This window comes from Methylobacterium sp. R2-1 (assembly GCF_014191355.1).
Lineage (GTDB): Bacteria > Pseudomonadota > Alphaproteobacteria > Rhizobiales > Beijerinckiaceae > Methylobacterium.
In genome coordinates, this window is sequence record NZ_JACHWM010000002.1 from 42,387 (window position 1) to 61,396 (window position 19,010).

Annotated in this window: 20 protein-coding genes; 11 read left to right on the top strand and 9 right to left on the bottom strand. The window is 70.4% G+C overall.

Going from position 1 to position 19,010, the window contains the following annotated elements:
• The first annotated feature begins 13 nt into the window (after nt 1–13).
• From FHU13_RS02820 to FHU13_RS02830, 3 genes are all read left to right on the top strand, one after another.
• Nucleotides 14–547: an SRPBCC family protein gene (locus FHU13_RS02820; protein ID WP_183434345.1), complete on the top strand. Its 534-nt coding sequence runs from the start codon at nt 14–16 to the stop codon at nt 545–547.
• A 65-nt stretch (nt 548–612) separates the two neighbouring features.
• Entirely contained in the window at nt 613–1,143 is a 531-nt protein-coding gene (locus tag FHU13_RS02825) for an SRPBCC family protein (RefSeq protein WP_183434346.1), read from the top strand.
• 7 nt (nt 1,144–1,150) lie between these two features.
• A complete protein-coding gene (locus FHU13_RS02830; protein ID WP_183434347.1) occupies nt 1,151–2,167 on the top strand; it encodes a YncE family protein in 1,017 nt (338 codons plus the stop codon).
• A gap of 2 nt (nt 2,168–2,169) precedes the next feature.
• Here FHU13_RS02830 and FHU13_RS02835 read toward each other — a convergent pair whose 3' ends face one another.
• Together FHU13_RS02835 and FHU13_RS02840 are read right to left on the bottom strand one after the other, a co-directional pair.
• Nucleotides 2,170–2,370, bottom strand: coding sequence for a hypothetical protein (locus tag FHU13_RS02835; protein ID WP_183434348.1), 201 nt, complete (start codon nt 2,368–2,370; stop codon nt 2,170–2,172).
• Between the two features lie 52 nt (nt 2,371–2,422).
• On the bottom strand, nt 2,423–3,457 hold the full coding sequence (locus FHU13_RS02840) for a hydantoinase/oxoprolinase family protein (protein WP_183434349.1): 1,035 nt from the start codon (nt 3,455–3,457) through the stop codon (nt 2,423–2,425).
• A gap of 3 nt (nt 3,458–3,460) precedes the next feature.
• On the opposite strand from FHU13_RS02840, the gene FHU13_RS02845 reads away from it, so the two are divergent.
• Nucleotides 3,461–4,156, top strand: a complete 696-nt coding sequence (locus FHU13_RS02845) for a HisA/HisF-related TIM barrel protein (protein WP_183434350.1) — start codon at nt 3,461–3,463, stop codon at nt 4,154–4,156.
• A 141-nt stretch (nt 4,157–4,297) separates the two neighbouring features.
• On the opposite strand, the gene fae is transcribed toward FHU13_RS02845, so the two are convergent.
• The 7 genes from fae to FHU13_RS02880 all read right to left on the bottom strand — a co-directional run bounded on the left by fae (nt 4,298) and on the right by FHU13_RS02880 (nt 11,204).
• Nucleotides 4,298–4,810 (bottom strand): 5,6,7,8-tetrahydromethanopterin hydro-lyase, encoded by a 513-nt coding sequence (gene fae, locus FHU13_RS02850; RefSeq protein WP_017485248.1) that lies wholly within the window; start codon nt 4,808–4,810, stop codon nt 4,298–4,300.
• 246 nt (nt 4,811–5,056) lie between these two features.
• Nucleotides 5,057–5,920: a triphosphoribosyl-dephospho-CoA synthase gene (locus tag FHU13_RS02855; RefSeq protein WP_183434351.1), complete on the bottom strand. Its 864-nt coding sequence runs from the start codon at nt 5,918–5,920 to the stop codon at nt 5,057–5,059.
• Nucleotides 5,917–6,831, bottom strand: coding sequence for a RimK family alpha-L-glutamate ligase (locus tag FHU13_RS02860; RefSeq protein ID WP_183434352.1), 915 nt, complete (start codon nt 6,829–6,831; stop codon nt 5,917–5,919). The genes FHU13_RS02855 and FHU13_RS02860 overlap by 4 nt, the downstream gene beginning before the upstream one ends.
• 228 nt (nt 6,832–7,059) lie before the next feature.
• Nucleotides 7,060–8,031, bottom strand: coding sequence for a methenyltetrahydromethanopterin cyclohydrolase (mch, locus tag FHU13_RS02865; RefSeq protein ID WP_183434353.1), 972 nt, complete (start codon nt 8,029–8,031; stop codon nt 7,060–7,062).
• Nucleotides 7,961–9,085, bottom strand: a complete 1,125-nt coding sequence (locus FHU13_RS02870; protein WP_183434354.1) for an ATP-grasp domain-containing protein — start codon at nt 9,083–9,085, stop codon at nt 7,961–7,963. Before FHU13_RS02870 ends, mch begins: the two co-directional genes overlap by 71 nt.
• 122 nt (nt 9,086–9,207) lie before the next feature.
• On the bottom strand, nt 9,208–10,101 hold the full coding sequence (mtdB, locus tag FHU13_RS02875) for an NAD(P)-dependent methylenetetrahydromethanopterin dehydrogenase (RefSeq protein ID WP_183434355.1): 894 nt from the start codon (nt 10,099–10,101) through the stop codon (nt 9,208–9,210).
• Nucleotides 10,102–10,211: 110 nt separating this feature from the next.
• The gene (locus tag FHU13_RS02880) at nt 10,212–11,204 is read right to left on the bottom strand and encodes a beta-ribofuranosylaminobenzene 5'-phosphate synthase family protein (RefSeq protein ID WP_183434356.1); all 993 of its coding nucleotides are present in this window, start codon (nt 11,202–11,204) and stop codon (nt 10,212–10,214) included.
• A gap of 406 nt (nt 11,205–11,610) precedes the next feature.
• Between FHU13_RS02880 and FHU13_RS02885 the strand changes: the two genes are divergently transcribed.
• The 7 genes from FHU13_RS02885 (at nt 11,611) to FHU13_RS02915 (ending at nt 18,895) form a co-directional block, all read left to right on the top strand.
• Nucleotides 11,611–12,687 (top strand): formyltransferase, encoded by a 1,077-nt coding sequence (locus tag FHU13_RS02885; protein WP_183434357.1) that lies wholly within the window; start codon nt 11,611–11,613, stop codon nt 12,685–12,687.
• A complete protein-coding gene (locus FHU13_RS02890) occupies nt 12,681–14,327 on the top strand; it encodes a formylmethanofuran dehydrogenase subunit A (protein ID WP_183434358.1) in 1,647 nt (548 codons plus the stop codon). The genes FHU13_RS02885 and FHU13_RS02890 overlap by 7 nt, the downstream gene beginning before the upstream one ends.
• A 25-nt stretch (nt 14,328–14,352) precedes the next feature.
• Nucleotides 14,353–15,288, top strand: coding sequence for a formylmethanofuran--tetrahydromethanopterin N-formyltransferase (fhcD, locus tag FHU13_RS02895; protein WP_183434359.1), 936 nt, complete (start codon nt 14,353–14,355; stop codon nt 15,286–15,288).
• 10 nt (nt 15,289–15,298) lie between these two features.
• Nucleotides 15,299–16,096 (top strand): formylmethanofuran dehydrogenase subunit C, encoded by a 798-nt coding sequence (locus FHU13_RS02900; RefSeq protein ID WP_183434360.1) that lies wholly within the window; start codon nt 15,299–15,301, stop codon nt 16,094–16,096.
• 148 nt (nt 16,097–16,244) lie between these two features.
• Nucleotides 16,245–16,451 carry a hypothetical protein gene (locus tag FHU13_RS02905; protein WP_183434361.1) on the top strand — a complete coding sequence of 69 codons (207 nt, stop codon included), beginning with the start codon at nt 16,245–16,247 and terminating at the stop codon, nt 16,449–16,451.
• A gap of 105 nt (nt 16,452–16,556) precedes the next feature.
• Nucleotides 16,557–18,191 carry an ATP-binding protein gene (locus tag FHU13_RS02910; protein ID WP_183434362.1) on the top strand — a complete coding sequence of 545 codons (1,635 nt, stop codon included), beginning with the start codon at nt 16,557–16,559 and terminating at the stop codon, nt 18,189–18,191.
• Nucleotides 18,188–18,895: a response regulator transcription factor gene (locus FHU13_RS02915; RefSeq protein WP_017485235.1), complete on the top strand. Its 708-nt coding sequence runs from the start codon at nt 18,188–18,190 to the stop codon at nt 18,893–18,895. The genes FHU13_RS02910 and FHU13_RS02915 overlap by 4 nt, the downstream gene beginning before the upstream one ends.
• Nucleotides 18,896–19,010: the final 115 nt, after the last annotated feature.

Here is a 19,010-nt window from a genome sequence, read left to right on the forward strand (position 1 = left end):
GGAGACACCCGGTTTGAAGCGGATCGCACTGCTCGCCGCCACGGCGCTCGCTGTCACCACCGTCGCGGCAGAGGCCCAGCACGCGCCGACCCGGCGCAAGATCGTCGAGAGCGTCATCATCGACGCCTCTCCCGACAAGGTCTGGGCGGTGGTCGGCAACCCCGCCGATGCAGACTGGATCGAGAACGTGACCCGCGGCGAGCGGCAGGGAAGCGCGGATAAGCCGGTCTTCCAGCTGACTCTGAAGAACGGCCACGTCATCGTCGAGGCGAGCCGCAAGCTCGATTCCGAGCACCGAAGCTTCGCCTACTACATCCTCGAGAACGAGGTCGGCGACCTGCCGGCCAAGGATTACTCGGCCACGATCTCGGTGCAGCCCGAAGGCGAGCACGCGCGGGTCGAGTGGCGGGCCGCCTTCTACCGCGGCCATCCGAACAACGACCCGCCGCCCGAACTCAATGACGAGAATTCGGAGAAGCGCGTGCGGGCCTGGGTTCATGCCAGCCTTGAGAACCTCAAGGCCAGGCTTGAGAAGAGCGGCTCCTGACACAAGTCGCTCGGACGAAGGGTGAGGCGGCCATGCTCGGCGGCTTCGATGGGAGGAAAGAAACGATGAAGTTCAGGACACTCGCCGCCGTGGCGGCGCTCGCCACGGTGACCTTCGCCGCACAGGCGCACGGCCCGACCCGGCAGAAGGTGTCGGAGTCGATCGAGATCAACGCCCCCGCCGACAAGGTCTGGGCGATCGTCGGCAACTTCCAGGACGGAAGCTGGATTCCGGTGGTCGAGAAGACCGAGGGTAAGGGCGGCAACGAGGTCAAGGCGACCCGCACGCTGACGCTGAAGGGCGGCGCCACGGTCGAGGAAGAACTCGCCAAGTACGACGCCGAGAAGAAGACCCTCATGTACCGGATCACCAAGGTCGACGTGAAGACCCTGCCGGTGAACGATTACTCCTCGACGATCGAGGTCGAGGGCGACGGCGCCAAGACCAAGATGACGTGGCGCGGTGCGTTCTACCGCGGCTACATGAACAACGATCCCCCGCCCGAGCTGAACGACGAGGCCTCCAAGAAGGCCGTCTCCGGCCTCTACAAGGCGAGTCTGGAGAACGTGAAGGCCAAGGCCGAGAAGGGCTCGTAAGGCTTCGATGATGCGGAAGGCCGGCGTGTTTCGTTTCACTCGGCGGGCGCGCCGGCCTTCCAGCCCTCCCACCCGGGGAAAGGGGAGGATCGGGGCATGGGGCCTCGTCTGGATGGCCTTGCCGTCCGCCCCCGCCCTCGCCCAGGAAGCTCTCGTTACGGCGCAGCTCGGCAACGCCGTCGAGATCGTGGATCTCGCGTCGAAAAAAATCCTGCAATCGATCCCCGTGCCGGGCGCACCGGCCGGCATCGCCCTCTCGCCCGACCGGAAGACCGCCTACGTCACCCGCCCCGAGGGTCATGGCGTCTCGGTGATCGACCTCGACGCGCGCAAGGTACGCGCGAGCCTCGACCTGCCCGGCGGGCCGCTCGGCATCGGCGTCAACCCGACATCCGGCGAAGTCTACGTCGCCGACTGGTACGGGACGCGCGTCTTCGTGCTGCGCCCGACGACCGACGGTCTGACGCTGGAGGGCGAGATCGCCACCGGGAAATCTCCCTCCGGCATCGCCGTGACGCCGAACGGCGCCACACTGCTGGTGGCCAATCGCGAATCCGACTCGGTCTCGATCATCGACGTGGCGAGCCGCCGGGAGACGCGGCGCGTCCCTGTCGGCCAGCACCCGTTCGGCCTGACCCTCTCGGCGGACGGCGCCACCGCCTACACCGCCAACGTCGTCTCGAACGACGTCTCGGCCATCGACATCGGGGCCGGCCGCGAGACCGGCCGCGTCACCACCGGCCAGCGGCCCTACGTCATCGCGTTCGCCGCCGGCAAAGGGTTCGTCACCGACCAGTACTCCAACACCGTGACGGTGTTCGACCCCGCGACCCTGAAGGCGCTCGCCGCGATCGATGTCGGCGATCATCCCGAGGGCGTCGCCGCCACCCGGGACGGGAAGACGATCGTCGTCGCCAACTGGGGCGACAACTCCTTAAGCCTGATCGATCCGTCGAGCCTCGCCGTCACCGGCACGGTCCCGACCGGCGACGGCCCGCGCGTCTTCGGGGACTTCCTGCGGTAACGTCAGGCCGCCGCGGGCGGATCGCCGGACCCCGTCTCGGCGGGTGAGTTGAGGATGTCCTCCAGCTCGTCCACGAGGCGGTCGATCTGATCGTCGCTCGCGAGCACCCGGGTGGTGCGGCCGTCTTCGGTGACGAAGGCCAGCTCGATCGCCTCGCCGGTGCGGGTGGCCAGGATGCGGGCGAGCTTGTTTCCTGCGGTCATTCACATCTCCTCGTGGATGTCGTCCCCTTCAACGCGCGGGGACGGCCCGGTTTCACGCGATCAGGCCGACGGCCACCGCGGGCCCGCAGGTCGAGACCCAGGCGGCATCGCCGACGCTCACCTGGCCGGCGATCAGGGCGGTGAGGGGCATCGAGGAACGGCCGAGCCGCAGGGCGAGCCGCTCGGCCAGGAAGCAGCCGGCGCCGCAGACGACGAGCGGCGCGTCCCCGGGCAGATCGGAGCGCGACAGCAGAACCGCGGCGGCGTCGTGCAGCGGTCGCAACTGCGCCTCGGCGAACCACGCGGCCAGCGCCCGCCACTCCTGCGCGCTCCCCTCCCCCCGGTCGCGGCCGACCATGCGGGCGAGCCGAGTCTCGGTCTCAGGTGTCGACTTGCCCTTGAGATCCGCGCTGTATTGCTGGTCGGCGCCCTCGGGCAGGTCGCCGGTGAGGCGGTAGATGTCGGCGGTGCTGGCAAACGTTTCCGACATCAGCGCCGTGCGCCGGCCGCGCCAGGGCGCGTGGGTGGCGAAGGCGAGGAGCGGCGTGCGCACGACACCGGTATAGACGAGTTCGCCCGTCTCCAGCCGCTCCGCGTCGCTGTAACCCTGCGCAACGGGTGTGCCCCCGACGATCGGGATCAGGTCGGCGGTGGTCGAGCCGATATCGACCAAGAGAGCGTGCGCCGCGTGCCGGCCGACCAGGGCGGCAGTGGCGTGCCAGTTGGCCGAGGCGATGTCGGCCGCATGCGCGCGGGCGTCCTGCGCCGCGACGAAGCCGGCGCGGCCGGCATAGATCCGCACATCACCAGTCAGGGTCGCGGCGGCCCAGGCGGAGAGCTGGTGCACCCCGTCGGCCCGGTCGGCGAAGCAGTCCGTCAGTTCGCCCGTCATGGTGACGGCGTGGTGGGCCTCGCCCCGAACCCAGTCCGGCAAGAGCGCGAAGGTCTCGTCGAGGGCGGGGACGCCGCGCCAGAGCCGGCAGGGCGCCTGGACCGCCTCGACCACGCGACCTTCTTCGACGAGCGCCGCCTTGACATGCACCCCGCCGAGATCCCACCCGATCACCCTGGTTTTCGTCCGGTTCACGCGATGTCTCACGGTTCTGAGGGGCGGCCGTTTCGGCTGATCCCGGTGGTCGACCTGCGCCGCGGGCAGGTGGTGCGCGCCCGCGCGGGCGAGCGGGACGCCTATGCCCCGATCGACACCCCCTTGGCCAGAGGCTCGAAGCCCGCCGACGTGGCCCGCGGCCTCCTCGACGCCGTCGGGAGGGACCTGCTCTATGTCGCCGACCTCGACGCGATCATGGAGGGCCGGGCACCCGATGCTGCCAGCCTGGAGGCGGTGGCCCGCGCCTGCCCCGGCGTGACGCTGTGGGTCGATGCCGGATTCTCCGATTTTTGCGAGGTCGAGCGCTTCACCCGGCTCGGCCTCGGTCGCCCGGTGATCGGCAGCGAGAGCCAGCGCGACGCCGGTCTCGTGCGGGCGCTCGGCAACCGGGCCGTGCTCTCCCTCGACAGCCGCGGCGACGAGCGGCTCGGACCGGATGCCCTGCACGAGGATGCGGAGATTTGGCCGGAGGATGTGATCGTGATGACGCTGGCGCGGGTCGGCACGGGCGCAGGCCCTGATCTCTCCGGGATCTCGCGTGCCGTCGCGGCGGGACAGGGCCGGCGAATCTACGCGGCCGGCGGCGTGCGCGGGCCGGAGGATGTGGCGCGGCTCAGCGCGGCCGGTGCGGCCGGCGCGCTCGTCGCCTCGGCGATCCACGATGGGCGGCTGCGCTGAGGGTTGAGGCGCAGCGCCCAAAAAGAAAGGGACGGCCGAAGCCGTCCCAATCCATCAACGTCCAAGGAAGATCGAAGCCAGTCGCTGGAGCAGACCCCGCGGTGCGGGCGGAGGCTCGCTCTGCCCAGGACTGTCCCCGATCTAAGCGTTGGCGGCGAAGGGGTGCTGCGCCGAGTTGCGCTGCTCGGTGACGACCGAGGCCTTCGGCTCGCCGTTGACGGCGCGCTGGATCGAGAGCTTGGTGGCCTCGTAGTTGTACTTCTGGATCTTGGCGTCGTCGGCCGCTTCCCAGTGGATGAACACGCCGACCAGGATGTACAGGTCGTCGGCCTCGTCCGCCGGGATGATGCCTTCGGCAACCGCATCCTGCACCGCCTTGGCGACGCCGTGCTGGGCCGGGCCGAACATCTGGACGGCCTGACGGGCGTCGTTGATGGTGACCTTGTTGAACATCAGGGTGTTCGGCTTGCACGGCAGGTTCGGCGCGATGACCGCGAGCAGGCTGGTGAAGCCGTGCTTGTTGTTGACCAGGCCGTTGCAGAAAGCGGTCTCGGCCGGCGAACCGCGCGGTCCGATGATGAGGTCGATGTGGGCGACCTCGTTGCCGTCGCCGACGAGGGCCTCGCCGACCTGAACCTTGGTGATCTTTGCCATTCGGGGTCTCTCCCTGGATTCCTGAAAAAAGGCCCGCCCTGAGAGGAGGCGGGGCCTGGAAGCCATCCTTGTTTGCGGCGCCCGGCTGAGAGCCGAGCCGGTTTGCCCGGATAGCGGGCGGACCCTACAGCGGGCCATTCCGCCGAACAACCCGCGCAAGGCCCTGAAATCGGCGATTTTTTGGAAGCATAGGGGCCTTGACGCGGGAAGATTCGTCCCCTCGCGCGTCCCCTCGCGGGTGAGGGCTCAGGCCGTCTCGCCGCGGGCGGCGAGCAGCGCGTCGAGGAACAGGGTCGCGACGGTGAAGTCGGCGCTCGTGCCTGGATTGATGCCGGCCTCCTTCAGCATCCGATCATAGGCGAGCAGCACCTCGACCGGAGACGCGGCAAGGTCGAGTCCGGCGAGCCGAGCCCGCGCCTCCACCCGCACCGCCTCGGCCCGCTCGGGGCCGTGCTTGCGGACGATATGGCTGTCCGGCACTTCGGTCAGGTAGGCGAGGTGGACGGCCGTCGTGGTCCAGGGCGGTGCGAGGCCCCGTCCGCGTGCCGCGCGCAGCGCCGGCAGGCCGATCTCGAAAAGGTCGCGAAAGCCGTCGGTATAGGCGCGGGCGATGCGGTCGCGCGGGGCGGCCTCCGCCATCGCGTCGAGGAGCGGCGGCACCGGCCCCTCGGCACCGACGTCGTGGCGCTCGGCCCGGCCGAGGCCGCCGGGATTGGCCCGGCGAATCGCCGCGAACACGTCGCGGGAATCGGATGCATCGAACGCCGCCAGCACGGCCTTGAGGGTCTCGGCCAGGGGGCTGGGCCGTTCCGCGGCGCGGGCGAGCGGGGCGCAGAGGAGCAGGATGCCGAGATTGGTGTTCTGACCGACGGCGGCGAAGGTGGCTTCGACCCCGCCCCGGACCCGCTGCCCGACCCGCGCGCCGGGTTCGGCGAGCGGCGGCGCCGACACATCGGCGCTGGTGACGAAATCGGCGGTCACCATGCGGTGGCCCGGAGCGTAGCCGTGGACGTTGCCGGGCTTCAGCGCATCGAGTTCGGCGAGGCAGGCCGCGCGGTACAGGTCGGCCACCGTCGCCGCGGGCAGGCCGCCCTGCGCCGCCGCGCTCATCCGAGCACCGAGACCAGCCGCGGCGGGCGGGCGGCGCGGACCGCGTTGAGGAAGCCGCGGGCCACCGCCCCGGCGATGTCGACCTCCGTCACCTGCTGCAGGCCGGACCAGGCCGGCATGGAGTTCACCTCCAGCACCAGAAAGCCGCCCTCGCCGTCCTCGACGAGGTCGATGCCGGTGTAGTCGACGCCGACGGCGGCCGCCGCGGCCTCGGCGAGTTCGGCGGCGCGGGCCGGCACGTCCCAGGCGAAGGGGCGGCCGCCGCGATGGACGTTGGTGATCCAGCCGTCGCCCTCGCGGATCATGCCGGCGATCGCCCGACCCTCGCAGACGAAGACGCGGTAGTCGCGCCACAGCCCGTCGGCCCGTGGCACGTAGCGCTGGAGATAGTAGACGCCGCTGACCGCTTCTTGCGCCGGCAGATCGTCCGGGTTTTCGAGGAGCATCAGCCCCTCGCCCTGCGAGCCGAACAGGGGCTTGAGCACGATCGGCGTTCCCGGCCGCGCCTCGCGGGCGACGATCTCGGCCGCCGCCTCGCGCTTCGAGACGACGAAGGTGTCGGGGGTCGGCAGCCCGGCGCGGGCGATCAGCAGCGAGGTCGCGGCCTTGTCGACCGAGCGCTCGATGGCCGTCGGGCCGTTCCAGACCGTGACACCGGAGGCGACCAGCGCGTGGAGCACGCCGAGCCGCATCGTCGTGGCCTCGAACGTGCCGCCGGCAATGGTGCGCAGCAGGACGCCGTCCGGCAGCTCGTCTTCGAAGCCGGGCACCCGCAGCGGCTCGCCACCGCCGGTCACCACGGCGACGTCGGCGAGCGAGAACAGCACCGGCTCGACGCCGAAGCCCCGCAGCGCTTCCCGCAGCCGCGCCTTGTGCCAATTGCCGTTGTCGGCCGCGAGCCCGATGCGCATTCGTTTTTCCAGCTATTTTTGACCCCACTCCCCTCTGCGGGAGGGGGAGTCCTCGCGTCAGCGAGGGGCGCGAGAGGGGAGCGCCGCCTTCGGACAGACCTGAGCCGACCCCTCCCTGCCCGCTCGGCGGGTACCCTCCCCCACCCAAGTCGGATCTGCCCGGCTTGGGCAGACGCTTGCGGATCTCGGGCAAGCCCGAGATCCGTCGGGGAGAAGGTCTTGCGCTTCTTACGCGAACGAGGCGTCCACGAGCTGCGGCTCCAGACGGCCGCCGCGGAACGTCTTGCCGGTCTTGACCGAGGTGACGATCGCCTCGGCCGGCGAGAACAGCGCGCCGTCGATCTTGTAGAAATCGCCGTTCACCCGGGCAAAGATCTCGGCGAAGGGCGCGCCGTGATCGGCCGAGGTGGTGGAGGGAAGTTGCTCGGCGAGCTGCTTGGCATCGGCATCGTCGGCATCGACGAAGAGCTGCACCCGGCCGCCATAGATGATGGCGTCGTTGGTGCGGCCCATCGCCTGGATGAAATCCGGATGCTGCGGCGAGAGCGGGGCCGAGCCGATGCCGTCGAGGATCTTGTGCAGGTCGAAGCCGACGGTGTGGGCCTTGTGCAGCGCCACTTCCAGGACGCGGGCGACGACCTGGGTCGCGCCGGCGAGGCTCTGGGTCGGGGCGTAGATGAAGGTGACGTTCTCCGGCGCGAGGCCGGTGGCGCTGGCGACCTTGTTGACGACGGAGGCCGGCGGGGCGCTGGCGGATTCGAGCACCAGGGCGGTCGTCGTCGCGTTGTCGCGGTAGCCGAGCTCCTTATAGAGCTCCTCGACCACGGCCACCGCGCGGCCGGGGCCCGAGCCGAGGGCGAAGAAGCCGGAATCGCCCTCCTCGTCGGCGAGGCTCCAGCCGGCATATTGCGAGCCGAGGCAAGCCAGCACCGGATCGGCGGAGTGGACCACCACCGTATAGGGCCAGGAGGCAACCGGGCCGGTGGGGGCGATCGTCACCGTGCCGAGGCCGCCGAGGCAGATCTCGGCGATACGGCGGCCGGCTTCGATCGAGCCGCGGGCGTTGGCGCCGGCGTCGACGGTGCGCGCGCCGTTCTCCTGGGCAACGATGAGGCGGAGCTTGGCCGCGTCAGCGACGAGGCTCTCGACCAACGGCCCGGCCAGGGCATTGAGGCTCGGCGCGGTCGTGTTGGAACTCATGATTGTTCTCCGTCTCCTCCAGCAGCGCGCGAACCTGCTCGGCCCTCGCCCGCAATTCTTCTTTGACCGCCGCGGCGTCCGGCCCGGAGGCCGTCACCGTGCAGAGCGGTGCGTCGCGCGCCACGAGACTGCCCGCCCGCGGCCGGTCACGCACGTGGTCGGGCCAGTCGAGCGGCGGCATCGCCGCACGGGTCTGGGCCGCGTAACAGATCTCAGCGCCCGTCGCATCCGCCGGTGCTGCCTCGATCGACGGCATCCGGCCGAGCGCCGCCTCGATATGGTGGATCAGGAGCGGGGTCGGGCGTCGGTCGAGCACGTCGAGGGTGGCGCCGGGGCGCGGATTGATCTCCAGCAGCCACCAGCGTTCGCCGTCGACGAGGCAGTCGGCGCTGGCGAGTCCCGTGAGACCGGTGGCGCGGGCGAGCCGATGGGCCGCCTCCGCGATCTCCGCGACGAGCGACGCCGGGACCGGCCCCGCCTCGTCGCGGCCGCGGGCAAGCGCTCCGGCATAGCGGAACGGCCGCAACGGTGATGGGGATTGCCACTGCTCGGTCAGCGCCAGTGGTTCGATGCGGCGCCCGTCGCTGAGAAAGTTCAGGGCAAACGCGCGGCCGGGCATCCGGGCCTGGAGGTAGTGGCCGGGCGGGACGGCACCGGCCGCACTCGCGCGGATATGCGCGCCGCCGCAGCCCCCCGCCCGCTTGACGAGCCACGCGCCGCGCTGTGTCACCGGGCCAGCGCTGACCGCCGGATGCGGGACCGCAAGGCGTTCGCAGAGGGCGGCGAAGCGGAACGGATCCTTCAGCGCAGCGACGGTCTCCGCGCCCGCGCCGAGCAGGCGGTGGCGGGCAGCGATCTCGGCGATGAGGTCCGGCGCGCCCTCGAAGCCGCTGCCGAGGACGACACCGAGGGCGCCGCCCGCCTGCTCCGACAGGTCATCGAGCCCCGCAAGCACGCCGGCCCGGTCGCGCCTGCCGGCGCCGAAACGGCCGGGCAGCGGGCGGTGGCGTTCCGCCAGCGCCAGGGTGTCCTCGTCGCCGAACAGGTCGAGCACGAACGGCCGAAGACCCGCCCGCCGCGCGGCCTGGGCCAGCGCCCGGCCGGACTGGGCGGCGATCAGGACCGCGCCGCCCTCACCGCCGCCCTCACGATGACGAAGCGGGCCCAGTGCCGCGCTCAGCCGGCGATCTCGACGGCGAGCTGATAGGCGTCGCGGAAGTCGAGGCAGAGCGGCTCCTGGGCCTCCAGCATCTTTCGGAACAGGCGGCACTGAGTCTGGTACTTCACGTTTCCGACCGCGAGCGCGCCGATGCCGACACCCTTGCCGGTGGGCAGCGGAACGTCGACGGCGTTCACGTCGATCCCGGCAATGCCGGCGGGCGGCACCGCGTTGACGTCGGAGGCCACCAGCAGCTTGGGCGCGGATTCGAGATCCTCCGCCGTCAGGATCGAGACGCCGGCGGGGCCGGCCGAGAGGATCACGTCGGCATCGGTGATGGCCGCGCGACGCGCCTCGGGCAGGGTGCCGTCGACGGCGCCGACCTCGATGCCGAAGCGCCATTTCATGGTGAAGGCGATCTTCGAGACGCGCTCCTCGCCATCATGACCGACGAGCACGCTCTGCGCGCCTTCCAGCGCACCGATCACAGCGGCGACGTAGGCGACCACGCCCGCGCCGCCGAAGATGACGATGCGCTTGCCCTTGAGGTCGGTGTTGAACTTCGCCTTCAGCGCGCGGGACACCTCGGCGACCATCGCCGCGCCGGTGGTGAAGGAGCCGGCCGGGTCGGCGAAGACGTGGTTGACGAAGGGGGGCACGAAGGCCTTCTTCGCCCGGTCCACCATATCGAGCGCCAGCTCGGCGTTCTTGCCGCCGATGAAGATGCAGGTGCGTACGCCGTCCTGCGGCGCGCGGGAGAAGATCGAGTCCTGCGTCAGCGAGACGACGTCGGTGAGATCGACGCCGGTATAGGGAATCAGCGTCTCGAAGCCGGCGTCGATCGCCATGTTCACGTCGAACGGGCTCATATGCTTGAGCGGCGTCAGCATGTGCAGGATCGAGCGGGCCATGGTGTTCGTCCTCTCGTAACCGCGCCCTTGCGGGGCGCTTCAGGTGCAAAACCGGAACGACCGGCGCTGGTCAAGCGCAGGTTTCTTTGACGTACGAAAAAGAAAAAGCTCTAAACTCCGGCAACCGAGGCGCCGACGTTGCGTCCACGCGCGATGACGAAGCGTAACCGGCCGGGCCGCGCCAGCCCCGCGACAAGCGCCTCCGCCTCCTTCTGCGAAGGCATCAGCGCGAAGCCGGTTGGCCCCCACGAGCTCTGGCCGTATCCGGGTACACCGGCCTGCGCGATGGCGGCGAGCGCTTCGGCCACCGCCGGGCTCGCGAAGCGACCGCCCTGATGAGGGGCGAAATGGTCGCCGATCCGCTTCTGAATCGCGGTGATGCCGGCGCCGAAACCGTTGGGCTCGGCGGTGGCGGCAGCCGGCAGCACCTGCATCAGCACGATCCGGCAGATCTCGGCGGCTTGGCTCGCATCGAACGGGGGCAGATCGCGGAACGCCTCCGTCTCACGGGAGCCATGCACTCCGGTCATGGCCTCGTCGAGGATCAGCACGATCCGCCAGTCTTCCGGGTAGGGCAGCCGAGCGATGACGGGCGGTGGTGCGCCGGAGGTGTCGCGCCCGCCATCGACGATCAGCCCACCTTCGGTGAAGGCAGCGAGCCCAACGCCGGAGCGGTTGCCGCGATCGAGCACGTCGGCAAAGTCGGCCGGCGCGAAGGGTCTTCCGTTGAGACGCGCGAGAGCGGCGGCCACGGCCAGCGCGACCTGCGTGCCCGAACCGAAGCCGGCATGCGCGGGGATGGCCTCCTCGACTTCGACCGCCACCGTCTCCGGCACGTCGAGATAGGAGGCTGCGGCGAGCAGGTTGGCGCGCACCCGCTCGGCCTCCGGGCCGCTGGCGGAGGCGCGTTTCGCGGAGCGTGCAACGAGTTGCACCGCCGGCGCGTCGAGGGCGAGCCCGATACTGCCGAACCGGCGTCCGAGACCGCCGTTGAGGTCGAGGAAGCCGAAATGCAGGCGCGCGGGGGCACGAACCCGCACGGCAGCCCCAGCGGGGCGCGGCAGGCTCACGGTGTCACCTGTCTGGTCCGGGACCTCGGCCACGGTCTCATGTCCTCCCGTCAAAGCTGCCGGCTCGGCCGGCGCACACACGCCCGGTGATGCGGGCGGCTTCTCCCATGCTGCGGCGCCCGCGACAACCTCGCCGGCACCTCCTCGGGAGATGCGAACGACGCTGTCATTGGGCCGGATTCTCGTCGTGCCCGGATCGGACCGATGCACGAAATCCTCGATGCAAACTTCGCCGGGGGCTTGCAGGCTCCGGCTCAGGAAGGCAAAACCAGCCCGCTCCCTTTCGTGGAGCCGGTCCGAGCCGCCGTTCTCGAACCCGAGCCGGGATTTCGAGACGACCGAAGCTCCACCAGGGGTGTCTCTCCGACGCCCTTCGGACATGACCGTCTTTCGCCCCGCCTTGAAGCGGGGATGCCCGAAGAAACGACGGTGAGGAAGCATGGCAGCCTGGGTGAAGGGAGGCGCGGCGGATGTGGACGCGGCGGTTGAAGCCGCTGCCGACCTGCTTGCCGCGTCACGCGTGCCGGTGCTGGCGGGCCTGAGCGCCGAAGTCTCGGCGCTTCGCGCCGCCTACCGATTGGCCGAGACCCTCGGCGCCTCGCTCGACCCCGTCTCCGGGCCCGGCGTCTACGCCGAACTCGGCGCACTCAGCGCAGGCGGCATCATGAACACGACGCGGGCCGAGACCATCGGCCGGGCGGATGTGATCCTGATCCTCGGCAACCGCCCCTGGGACGGTGACCTGATTGCCGAGATCGCCGCCGCAGCGCCGAGCCGCGGACGCGCGGCGGGCGCCGAGCGCGCCCTGCTGTCGCTCGGCGGTCCTCAGAACGGCGCGACCCGCCACGTCGCCTACGCGGCGGAAGCCGGCGGCCTCGCCGTCTCGCTCGGGCATTTGCGCGCCTTCGCCAAGGGGCACCTCGCCGGTGAGGCGGCCTACGCCGACCTTGCCCGGCGCCTGTTTGCCGCGCAGTACGGCGTCGTCGTCTACGATCCGGAGGAGGTCGGCGAACTCGGCGTCGAGATGCTTCAGGGCTTGATCCGCGACCTCAACGAATCCACCCGCTTCTTCGCGCTGACGCTGGCCGACCCGTTCCAGGGCCGCGCCGCCGTGCAGCTCTCCGCCTGGACGACCGGGCAGGCGCCCCGCGTCGGCTTCGGTCGCCACCAGCCCGAGCACGATCCGTGGCGGTTCGACAGCGCCCGCCAGATCGCTTCGGGCGAGGCGGACGCGGCTCTGTGGCTCGCCTCGCTGCCCGCGCCGCGCCCGGCCTGGCTCGGCAGCCTGCCGACGGTGGCCATCGTCGGCGAAGGTTCTCCCGAAGCTGCGGGCGAGACGGCCGACATCGTCATCACCGTGGGCGTGCCCGGCCAGAGCGTCGGCGGCGCCCTCTGGAACGAGCGGCGCGGCGTCATCGCCTATGCCGAACCGAAGGCCGCGGCCGAAGCGCAGACCGCCGCCGGCGTGCTCGCCCGCATCCGCGACCGCCTCATCGAGAAGGGTGTCTCATGCTGACCCGTATCCACGGCGGACGGGTGGTCGATCCGACGGCCGGGCGCGACGGTATCGGCGACGTCTGGATCGAGGACGGCCGCGTCGTCGCCCACTCCGAGCGCGCGCCCGACCGGACCATCGACGCCACCGGCTGCGTGGTGATGGCCGGCGGCGTCGAGGTCCACTCGCACATCGCCGGCGGCAACGTGGTGATGAGCCGCCTGCTGCTGCCCGACCTCTACGTCAGCGAATCCGCGCCCAACGGCCATCCCTTCGCTCATGCCGGCGGCTCGGGAAGCTGGATCGGCGCCAACTACGCGCGGATGGGCTACACCACCGCGGTCGAGCCGGCCCTGCCGCCCTCGAACGCGCTCGCGACGCATCTCGAACTCGCCGACATTCCGCTGCTCGACCGCGGCGGCCTCGCCGTGCTCGGCAACGACGACCACCTGCTCCAGCTGCTGCGCGACGGCGAGGGCAAGAACGCCGTTCGCGATCTCGTGCAGCAGACGCTGGCCCATTCGCGGGGGCTGGGCGTCAAGTGCATCAATGCGGGCGGCGCCTCGGCCTTCAAGGACGGCGTCTTGAAGCTCAGCCTCGACGATGAGATTCCTTGCTACGGTCTCTCGACCCGCAAGATCATGTCGGCCCTGCTCGACGCGGTGGAAGAGATCGGCGTGCCGCACCCGCTGCACGTCCACTGCAACAATCTCGGCCTGCCCGGCGCCGACGACTCCCTCGTCGCCACGCTGGAGGCGGCCGAAGGCCGGCGCATTCACTTCGCCCACGCCCAGTTCTACGCCTACGGCGTGGTCGATCCCGAGAACCCGATGACCGGCGGCTTCCGCTCGGCGGCCGAGCGGATCAACGCGGCCATGGAGGCCCATCCCAACGCGACCTACGACGTCGGTCAGGTCGTGTTCGGCCAGACGGTGACGATCTCGCTCGACATCCTGCGCCAGTTCGGCGGCCGGAAGGGCGCCAAGCCGAAGAAGTGGGTGCTCTCGGCGGGCGATGCCGAGGGCGGCGGCGTGGTGCCGTTCCTCTACCGGCCGCGCGGTCCGGTCTCGTCGCTGCAATGGGCGATCGGCCTGGAGCTGATGCTGCTCTCCTCGAATCCCGAGCGGACCATCCTGACGACCGACCATCCCAACGGCGGCGTCTTCACCGAGTATCCGCGCATCATCCACCTGCTGATGGATGCCGAGGAGCGGGCGAAGGAGATCGCGACGCTGCCGGCGGTCGTCGGTGAGCGCTCCGGGCTGCCGAAGATCGAGCGCGAGTACACGTTCAGCGAGATCGCCCAGCTCACCCGATCCGGTCCGGCCAAGCTGCTGGGACTGACCGATCGCGGCCACCTGCGCGAGGGCGCCAAGGCCGACGTCGCGATCTACCGCGACGAGCGGGACCGCACGGCCATGTTCTCCCGCGCCAAGCTGGTGCTGAAGGACGGCCAGCCGATCGTCGAGGACGGTGAAGTCGTGGCCTGGGGATCGGGCAAGACGCTCTCGCTCAATGTCGAGGCCGATGCCGGCATGGAGAAGCGCACCGAGAGCTACCTGCAGGATCGCTTCGGCGCCGGGCTCGACACCTTCGCGGTGCCGGACGCCGCGTTCCCGGAGAACACCGGGACGTTCGAAGACGTGGCATGCCGAGCGTGATGGGCAGGGTGATGGAACTGAATCGATGAGCGACTTCACCCTCAACGGCATCAGGGTCGAGGACACCTTCGCCGAGGCCTTCGACGTCGCGGGCACCGCGATCATCGTCACCAACGACACGCCGAAATGGGCGATGATCGCGGCGACGGTGATGACGGGCTTTGCCACCTCCGTCATCGGCTGCGGCGCCGAGGCCGGCGTCGACGCCGAGCTGTCTCCGGAAGAAACGCCGGATGGGCGCCCGGGCGTGCGCATCCTGCTGTTCGGCTTCGAGCCGAACGGGCTGAAGGACCAGCTCCTCAAGCGGGTCGGCCAGTGCATCCTCACCTGCCCCGGCACGGCCTGCTTCGCCGGCGTCGAAGGCCCGACCAAGATCAAGCTCGGCGGCGCGATCCGCTATTTCGGTGACGGTTTCGCCGTCGCCAAGCGGCTCCCTGACGCGCAGGGCAAGATGCGCCGCTACTGGCGCATCCCCGTCATGGACGGCGAGTTCCTTTGCGAGGATTCGACCCGTGCAGTCGATGGCGCGGTCGGCGGCGGCAACCTGCTGTTCCTCGGACGCGTCCATTCCGAGACGCTGAAGGTCGCCGAGATCGCGGTCGAGGCCGCCAAAGCCGTGCCCGGCGCGATCCTGCCCTTCCCCGGCGGCATCGTCCGCTCCGGCTCGAAGGTCGGCGGCCGCACCAAGGGCATGATGGCCTCGACCAACGACGCCTATTGCCCGACGCTCAAAGGCCGGGCCGGCTCGGCCCTGCCGCCCGAATGCGGCGTGGTGCTGGAGATCGTCATCGACGCGCTGACCTCGGCAGCGGTCGCCGAATCGATGCGCGCGGCGCTCCATGCCGCTACCGAGGTCGGTGCTCAGCACGGGCTGGTCGCCGTCACCGCCGGCAATTACGGCGGCAATCTCGGCCGGCACCACTACCACCTGCGCGACCTGTTGGAGAAACCCGCCGCATGAGGACTCCACGATGAGCACGCTGAGACTTCGCGGTGATCTGCCGGAGCGGGTCGACCTTCTCAACATCACCCCGCTCGCCCTGAGCGGATTGTCCGAGGCCGAGGCGGGCCGGCTCGCGATCGGCACGAGCCGCCGCGGCCTGACGCTCGGTGACGTGTTCGAGATCCGGCTCGACGGCTCCGACAGCCTCGTGATCGAGGGCGGCTCGTCCCGTCTCGACCGGGTCGGTGCAGCGCTCTCGCAAGGGTCGATCCGGGTCGAGGGCGATGTCGGTCAGCGCCTCGGCGAGGGCATGGCGGCGGGATCGCTCACGGTCACGGGCTCGGCCGGCCCCTTTGCTGCCACCGGCGCCACCGGCGGCACCATCACCGTCGAGGGCGATGCCGGCGACCACGCAGGCGGCGCGGTCTACGCCGCCAAGGCCGGGCTCGACGGCGCAACGCTCGTCATCAAGGGTGCGGCCGGCGACCATCTCGGCGACCGCATGCGCAAGGGGATGATCCTGGCGGGCTCGGCCGGTGCTTTTGCGGCCTCGCGCATGATCGCGGGCACTATCGTCGTCTCCGGCGCGCTCGGCGACCATCCGGGCTACGGCATGCGTCGCGGCACGCTGATCGCGGGCAGCCACGGCGCGCTGCTGCCGACCTTCGTCGAGACCGGTACGCCGGACCTGGTGTTCGTCCGCCTGCTGGCGCAGAGCCTCAAACGCCTCGGCGCGGCCCAGGCCGGTCTTCTCGGCGGAACGCTGCGGCGCTACTCCGGCGATCTCGCGACGCTTGGCAAGGGCGAGTTGTTCGTGCCTGCCTGAACCGGCACGATTTTTCCGAAATCCGCCGGCAAGTCGCATAAAATTGACTTGCCGGCCTGCCGAATCGTCCCACCTTGCCTCGGACCGAGGCGCAGGGCACCGATCCTGTCGAGCCCCCCGCGCCCTCCTCCGACCCGAGGCCGCGCGCATGTTCCTGCTCCTGTCCGTCTGCCTGATCGCCCAGCCGGCGAAGTGCCACGACGAGCGGATCAATCTCTCCTACGAGAATCCCAACCCGTTCCTGTGCCTGCGCAATTCGCAGAGCACGTTGGCGGCTTGGCAGGAGGAGCATCCGGACTACCACGTGAAGAGCTGGCGCTGTGCGCCCAAGGGCAGCCTGCCGAACGACCTGTAGGACCGACCTGTCGGTGAGGCGGGGAAAGCCGGCAATGCAAGCCGGCTTGAGACCCCGCTCCGGCGGTGACATGGTCCGCTCGCCGCCGCGGCGAAGAGGGAGACCATGCGTTCGCTGAAAGTCCGGTTCGCGCTGCTGCTCGGCGGCACCGCGCTGCTGGCGCTGCTGGCGGCGGCCGGCGTGCTGTGGTCGATCCGGCTGACCGAGAACGTCATCGACCGGACCCTCGCCGCCCAGCACCGGCTGGAGCTTCTCGCCGAACTCTCCGGACGGCTTGCGCAGTACGGTTTCGCCGCCATCGAGAGCATCGGCAATCCGGACGCGCCGCCCGAGGCCCTGTCGGTGACCCGCGATCGGGTCGATGAAGCGCTCAACCATGTCGACGACGCGCTCGGCAACGGTATGGCGACCAGCACCAACCCGGCGGACCGGATCCAGTACATCGCCCGGACACGGCCGCTCGCCAATGTGCGTGCGGCCCGGGCGATGCTCGACCGGCAAGTCACCCTGGTGCGGCGGGAGAGCGATCCCGACCGCCGCAAGACCGCGATGCAGGGTGCCCTCAACGCCTTTGGGGCGATGACCGGGCCGCCGCTCTCGCTGCTGGTCGAGGCTGAACGGCGCAGCATGAATGCGGGCTCTGAGGCCGCCGCGACCCTGTCACACCGGCTGACCGCCGCCGCACTCGCGGCGGTGATACTGGCACTCGCCTTCGTCGGGGTTCTCTACCGCTCGGTGACGCGGCCGACGCTGGCGCGGATCGAGGAGATCCGCCGGGCGGCCGGCGCCGTCGGCAGCGGCGCGCTCGACACGCGTCTCTCGGTCGAGACACGCGACGAGCTCGGATTACTGGTCGCGAACTTCAACCGGATGGCCGCCCGGCTCGCCCGCCGCGAGGGTCGACTCGCCTCTGACCGGGCCGCCCTGGAGGACACGGTCGAGGCTCGCACCGCCGACCTGCGCGCGGCCAACGAGCGGCTGGAAATGGTGGATCGCTCCCGGCGCCGCTTCTTCGCCGATGTCAGCCACGAGTTGCGCACGCCGCTCACCGTGATCCTCGGCGAGTGCGACCTCGCCCAGCGGTCGGCGGAGCGCGCCGCCGGCAGGGCCGTGGATCACGGACCCGTCTTCACCACCATCCGCAAGCGCGCCCAGCGGCTCAAGCGCCGGGTCGAGGATCTCCTGCGCGTCGCCCGCTCGGAATCCGGGCAGATCGAGCTCGACCGGCGCAGCGTGAGCGCGGTGGCGGTGCTGGGTGATGCCGTCGACAGCGCCGGCTCCGAGGCCGCCCGCCGCCGGGTCGAGCTGGTGCTGGAGCCGGGTGACCGCGACATCGAGATCAGCGCCGATCCGGAATGGTTACGCCAGGTTGTCGAGAGCCTGATCGACAACGCCCTGCGCCACGCCACCGGCCTGACCCGCATCACCGTCTCGCTGAACGGGCGTGACGCGCCGCAGGGCAGCCGGGCGCTCATCACGATCGATGACGACGGCCCCGGCTTCCCCGGGGACGGAGACGGCCTGTTCGAGCGCTTCCGCCGCGAGGCCCGACCGGGAGAAGCGGGATTCGGCATAGGTTTAGCTCTGGCGCGATGGGTGGTTGAGCGCCATGATGGCGTGATCAGCCTCGGCAGGGCCGAACACGGCGGCGCCCGGGTGGTCATCGACCTGCCCTCGCTCGACGATGGCGTCGCGTCGGAATCTTATGGGGCAGGACACGAGAGGATCGGCGCCGCATGACGACGCGCGTATTGATCGTTGAGGATGACATCGACATCCGCGGCATCCTGGCTCGCGGCCTGGAGGCAGAAGGGTTCTCCGTCGGCGTCGCCGGCCGGGTCGAGGACGCGCTGAGCGCCGCCCGCGACGACGCCCCGGAGGCGGTGGTGCTCGACATCACCCTGCCCGACGGCTCCGGCCATGACGTCTGCCGGTCGCTCCGGGAGGGCGGCTATCCCGGTGCGATCCTTTTCCTGAGCGCCCGCGACGAGGTGCGCGACCGGGCCGAGGGGCTGGCGCTCGGTGCCGACGACTACATCGTCAAGCCGTTCGTGTTCGACGAGCTGCTGGCTCGGCTCCAAGTCCACCTGCTGCGTCGCCGCGAGGCTGACACGCCGCGCACCGTCTTCACCGCCGGCCGCCTGACGCTCGACGTCAACATCCGCCAAGTCAGCTTCGGTGAGGCCTCGGCCCGCCTCACCCCGCGGGAGGCGGAGCTGCTCGCCCTGCTGATGCAGGAGGTGAATCGGCCGATCTCGCGCGGCGAGATCTTCGACCGCCTCTGGGCAGGCCAGGGCGGTCTCTCCCTCAACGTGGTCGATGTCTATGTCGGCTACCTGCGCTCGAAGCTCTCGGATTTCGTGCGGCTGGGCGGCCCCGTCATCGTCACGGTGCGCGGCAAGGGCTTCATGCTCGACCTGCGCGGCCAGGATTTCCGCCACTGACGCCGCGCGGCATTTCGTTTCAGAGTCCCTGCGCGGACGAAAGTCGACCTCCCGTCTCACGCGAACTTGGCCTGAACCTGGGAAGAAACGGCAAGCTGGCTCTTGCGGGCGGAGC